The 4129-nt window shown below is 70.8% G+C and carries 2 protein-coding genes; both read left to right on the top strand.

What is annotated here, in order from left to right; genetic code table 11:
- Nucleotides 1–2708: condensation domain-containing protein (locus ACZ619_RS45630; protein WP_469611947.1), on the top strand; the 2708-nt coding region annotated here is incomplete at its 5' end.
- The coding region (locus ACZ619_RS45625; protein ID WP_469611945.1) for a condensation domain-containing protein at nucleotides 2708–4129 on the top strand (1422 nt) is incomplete at its 3' end. The genes ACZ619_RS45630 and ACZ619_RS45625, both read left to right, overlap by 1 nt.

Genomic DNA, 4129 nt, shown 5'->3' with positions numbered 1-4129 from the left:
TGCACTGGTGTGATGTGAACTATCCGCCGGTCGGGGAGAACGCGGTGGGGACGCTGCTGTACTCCTCGGTGACGTTCGATCTGACGATCACGTCGCTGTTCCTGCCGCTGGTCCAGGGGCAGCGTCTGGTGGTTCCGGTCCCCGTGGAGGGGCAGAGCGCGTTCGACGCGGCCATCGACCTGGTGGCCACGGGCATGGACATCGGCTTCCTCAAGGCCACCCCCTCCCACCTGGAGGTGTTGACGGCGACGTTGGAAGCGGCCGGAGCGCGGCACGGCATCGCCACGATCGTCGCCGGCGGCGAGGAACTGTCGCCCACCCTGGCCGACCGGGTGTTCCGCACCGGGCGGCGGGCGACGGTGATCTCCAACGAGTACGGCGCCACCGAGGGCTCCGTCGCCAACGTGATGAGCCTGACCACGACCGTCGACCCGGCGTACGAGACCACCTCCGTCGGCGTTCCGATCACCAACACCACGGCGTACGTCGTCGACCGGTACGACCGGCCGGTGCCGGTCGGCGTCCCCGGCGAGTGCCTGCTCGGCGGCATCTGCGTCGCCCGCGGCTACCTCAACCGTCCCGAACTCACCGAGGCGCGGTTCGTCCCCGATCCGTTCAGCACGGTCCCCGGCGCCCGCGCCTACCGCACCGGCGACCTGGTGCGCTGGCGGGAGAACGGCGAGATGGAGTTCATCGGCCGCATCGACAACCAGGTCAAACTGCGCGGCTACCGCATCGAACTCGGCGAGATCGAGAACACCCTGCTCACCCACCCCGGCGTCAGCCACACGGCGGTGATCGTCCGGGAGGACACGCCGGGCGAGAAGCGCCTCGTGGCGTACCTGGTGCCCGCCGACGGAGCGGCCGCCCCGGCCGGCACCGAGCTGCGCACGCACCTGCAGCGCGACCTGCCGGACTACATGGTCCCCGCCGTCTACGTGGCACTGGAGGCGATGCCACTCACCCCGAACGGCAAGGTCGACCGCAAGGCGCTGCCGCTGCCGGACACCCAGCGGCGCGACGTGGCCTCCGCGTACGCCGCCCCGCGCACCCCGGCCGAGGAGACGCTGGTCGCGGTGTGGGGCGAGGTGCTGGGGCTGGAAAACGTCGGCATCCACGACAACTTCTTCGAGCTGGGCGGCGACTCGATCATCAGCATCCAGATGATCGCCAAGGCCAAGCGGTCCGGGGTCCGCCTGACACCCCGGATGATCTTCAAGTACCAGACGATCGCGGAGATCGCCGCACAGGCCCCGTCGGCCGCCGTGATCGACGCCGAACAGGGCGTCGTCACCGGTGACGTGCCGCTCACCCCGATCCAGCACTGGTTCGCCGAGAAGGGCTGGCCGGACGCCCACCACTTCAACCAGGCGGAGCTGCTGGCCACCGACGACCTGGAGCCCGAGCCGCTGCGCCGGGCGCTGACGGACCTCGCCGCGCACCACGACGCGCTGCGGCTGCGGTTCGCGGACGCGACGGACGGCTGGTCGCAGTACCTGGACGAACACGACGGGCACGACGGGGACGCCGGCCTGCTGGAGACCTACGACCTGTCCGCGGCCGACGACGCGGCACTGTGGCCCGCGGCGCAGGGCATCGCCGACGAGGTGCAGCGTTCCCTGAGCCTGAACAAGGGCCCGTTGCTGAGGTGCGCTCTGCTGGACCTGGGGGCCGGACGAGGACAGCGGCTGCTGGTGGTGGTCCACCACATGGCCGTGGACAGCGTCTCGTGGCGGGTGCTGCTGGAGGACCTGGGCACCGCCTACGCGGCCAGGGCCGCCGGCCGGGAACCCGCGCTGCCGCCGAAGACCACGTCGTTCAGGGCCTGGGCCGAACGCCTCGTCCAGTACGCGGAATCCGCGCGGGCCCGCGCCGAGTCGGTCTACTGGTCGGAACCGAAGCCCTCCGGCCGGCTCCCGCGGGACCGCGAGGGAGACAACACGGTGGCGACCGTGCGGGCGGTCAGCGCCTCGCTGACCGCCGGTGAGACCGCCGCGCTGCTGCGGGACGTGCCCCGCGCGTTCGGCACCCGCATCAACGACGCGCTGCTGACCGCCCTGGCCCGGGCCCTGCACGGCTGGACGGGCCGGGCGCACAGCCTGATCGGCCTGGAGGGCCACGGCCGCGAGGACCTGTTCCCCGACGTGGACCTGTCACGCACGGTGGGCTGGTTCACCAGCGTCTTCCCCGTGGCACTGCGCATCGACCCGCAGGCCGCACCCGCGACCGTGCTGCGCTCCGTCCAGGAGCAGCTCGACCGCATCCCCGACAAGGGCGTGGGCTACGGCATCCTGCGGTACCTCGGCGCCCCGGACGTGGCCGCCGCGCTGCGCGACCAGCCGGCGCCCGAGGTCAACTTCAACTACCTGGGTCAGTTCACCGAGCAACTGCCCGGCATCGGCCGGTACGCCGGCTCCGGGGAACCCCAGGGCGACAGCATCAGCCCGGACGGCACCCGCTGGAGCGTCCTGGACGTCACCGCCGCCGTCGAGGGCGACACGTTCTCCGTGCACTTCGGCTACTCCGAGGCGCTGCACGACCGCTCCACGATCGAACGGCTCGCCGCCGCGATGACCGCCGCGCTGCGCGACCTGGTCGCCGAGAGCTCCCGTACCACCGCCTCGCCCGGCCTGCCGGGCGAGGAAGGAACCCCCGTCACCGGTGTCAGCGACACCGACATGGCCGCGATCCTGAAGAGGTTTGCCTGATGTCTCACAACGTCGAGGACGTCTACGGACTCTCCCCCCTCCAGTTCGGCATGCTCTTCCACTCGCTGGAGGACACCTCCGACACCCGCCCGTACACCGTGCAGGTCGCCGAGGAGATCACCGGCCCGCTGGACGAGGGCTGCCTGCGCGACGCCTGGCAGCGGCTGATCGACCGGCACACCATCCTGCGCAGCGCGTTCGTGTGGGAGGGCGTGTCCGAACCGCTCCAGGTGGTGCAGCGCACCGCCGAACTGCCCTTCACCGTCAGCGACCTGCGCGACCGCACCCCGGACGAGCAGGACGCGGGGCTGCGGGAGTTCCTCTCCGAGGACTGGGACCGCGGGTTCGACCTGTCACGAGCACCGCTGGTACGGATCGCGGTGGTGCGGATGACGGAGGAACGCCGGGTGCTGGTCTGGTCGTTCCACCACATCCTGCTGGACGGCTGGAGCATCCAGTTCCTCCAGAAGGAACTGTTCGCGATCTACCGGGAACGGCTGGAGGGCACACCGGCGCACCTTCCGGAGCCGGTGCCGTACCGCCGGTACATCGAGTGGCTGGGCACCCGCCGGCCGGCGGACTCCAAGGCGTTCTGGACCCGCTATCTGGAGGGCGTCACCGAGCCGACCGACCTGCACGTGGACCGCGACACCGGGCTGAGCGGCATCGGCGAACTGGAGATCTTCTCCGACCCGTCGCTGTTCGAGCGGGCCCGCGCCTACGCCCGCTCCCAGCGGATCACCATGAACACCCTGCTCCAGGGTGTGTGGTCGGTGCTGCTGGCGCGGTACAGCGGCCACGAGGACGTGGTGTTCGGCTCGACCAACTCCGGCCGCTCGATCGGGATGCCGGGCATCGACTCGATGATCGGCCTGTTCATCAACACGCTGCCGGTGCGCGGCCGGGTGACCGGGACGGCGCGGGTGGCCGACTGGCTGCGGGAGTTGCAGGACGAGCAGCTGGACATGCGGCAGTGGGAGTACTGCCACCTGGTGGACGTCCGCGAGTTCAGCGAGGTGCCGCGCGGCGAACCGCTGTTCCGGTCGATCATGGTCTTCGAGAACTACCCGGTGGAGGTCGGCGAGTCCGACCTGCCGCAGGGCATGGACCGCAGGATCGTGCACGCGGTGGAGCGCACGGGCTTTCCGCTGACCCTGGTCGCCACGGCCCGGCACGTCTTCGAGTTCAAGTTCGTCTACGACCGGGCGCTCTTCGACGACGCGGTGATCGAGCGGATGGCCGGCCACGTCGAGACGCTGCTGGCCTCCGTCGTGGACAACCCGGACACCGTCCTCTCGGCGTTGGAGATGCTGACGCCGGCCGAGCGGGAGCGGTTGGTGGTGGGGGTGAACGCGACGGGGGGTGAGTATCCGGACACGGCGACGGTTCACCGGTTGGTCGAGGACCGGGTTGCGGTGTGT

It is taken from the genome of Streptomyces sp. NPDC104367, assembly GCF_055583825.1.
This window is presented reverse-complemented; position numbering and strand designations above follow the sequence as displayed.